Below are 1,674 nucleotides of genomic sequence, written 5' to 3'. Positions count from 1 at the left end.
CATCACAAAAAATAGCCCGAACAATGTTGTGCGGGCTGTTTGTGTTGATTTAGGTAGGTGGGTAGTTTATTTTTGAGTAGAAAATTCAGGTAAAGTTTTCATTAATTTGGTTAATTTGATATTGTTTTCACTTTGCCTTTCTTTGTTATTCAGATTATTATTATAATGCAGAAATAGATAATAGAATACTATTCTGTTGTAATTATCGAGCCTTTTATCTGCAATTATTTGAAGAATTTTTTTCTCAACTTTGTCATAATCTTTACTTTCTGATAAAGCTCTTCCTATTCGACTTACATCACCAAAATAATGATTGTTACTCGGATTATTGATTTGCAGACAAATTCCAAAAACTAAATTTATAACATCGATATCTAATACTTCAAGTTCTTTTATATATGTTTTTCTTTGTCCCCAAGCATAATTTCCATCACTCATCCTGTCAAAATTATCGTTCATAATATTTAAGTGTGAACGAAGAAATATATTCCAATTTGCCGTTTCTGCAGATAGTTTTGCAATATTAAAAGCATGTATTCTTGGGCTTACATCTTGGCTACAACCTCCAACAACTATTCGATTTCGTTTGAGTTCAAGTTCTTTTTTCTTCGATAAGTAGCGACCTACATATTCCTCAAATTCATCGTTTGTTCCACCTTTAGTAATTACTTCATCAAAAGTATCTCTTAGTAATAAATCAAATCTCTTATCATTTTTTTGCAAACTATCTACACGAGTAAGTCTTACAGTCGCCCATTGTTGTTGTTCTTTCCAAATTTTTTCTTGCTCAAATTGGTCTTTTACTATTTTGTATGCGGGTCTATTTGTTGATTTATGAATATACTCAATAAAATTTTCTACTTTGCTTGATTCATCATTGTAAAACCGAATACTACTTCTCTTTGCTGTTTCTGAAAATATTTGAGCAGATGTATCAACCATACAATCAGAATACTGAATCATTCGTGAATACTCAAAAGGTAATACTTGCTGTGTGAATTCTTCTAAGATATAAAATGCTAAAATCCACTCAGTGGAATATTCTTCTTGATTTAGATATTCATAAACCCATTTTCCTTTAAGAGGTTGTTGGTATTTATCAATCTCTTCTTCGAATATAATATTCTCTCCTCTTTTGCCATCTAAACATACACTGCTAAAGGAAATTCGCTTTATTTTATCATCATTAGTGTACTCAGACTTTAAAATGATTACGTTTGTCTTAACTTCGGCTTTCTTGTATTTTTGTATAAAATCAGAGTAGGAAATATTGGCATCAATATCCTTTTTAGCTTCTTTGGCATTCTTATTTTGCAACGATATAAAATTCGCTTTTGCTTGGTGTTTGGAAAGATATAGTTTATTTGGTTCACAAATTTTAAATTTGAGATTGAGCGAATCAACAATAAATCTTAATTGTGTTATAGTTTGGTCAGAATAAATCAATCCATTTGAGTAATTACTAAATTCTGTATTTTGAGAAAAGCTTGTTGTTATGAAAAATAGCAATGGAATAATTACGACCAGTGCGTAATTGCTCAGTATGATGGTTAAGTGTTTCATAAGATTTGTAATTTTTTAAACAGGTTTTACATTTCTATATAAAACCTGTTTTGTTGTATTTATACAAATATCTAATCATCAAGTCTAAAAAAAACAGGAATTGTAAATTTT

1 protein-coding gene is annotated in these 1,674 nt (G+C 29.3%); it reads right to left on the bottom strand.

The window, feature by feature from the left end; genetic code table 11:
* Positions 1–66: 66 nt before the first annotated feature.
* Entirely contained in the window at positions 67–1,563 is a 1,497-nt protein-coding gene (locus ACOVO2_RS07780; RefSeq protein WP_421769415.1) for a hypothetical protein, read from the bottom strand.
* Positions 1,564–1,674: the final 111 nt, after the last annotated feature.

The sequence above is a fragment of the Emticicia sp. genome (genome assembly GCF_049241225.1).
Lineage (GTDB): Bacteria > Bacteroidota > Bacteroidia > Cytophagales > Spirosomataceae > Emticicia.
This window is presented reverse-complemented; position numbering and strand designations above follow the sequence as displayed.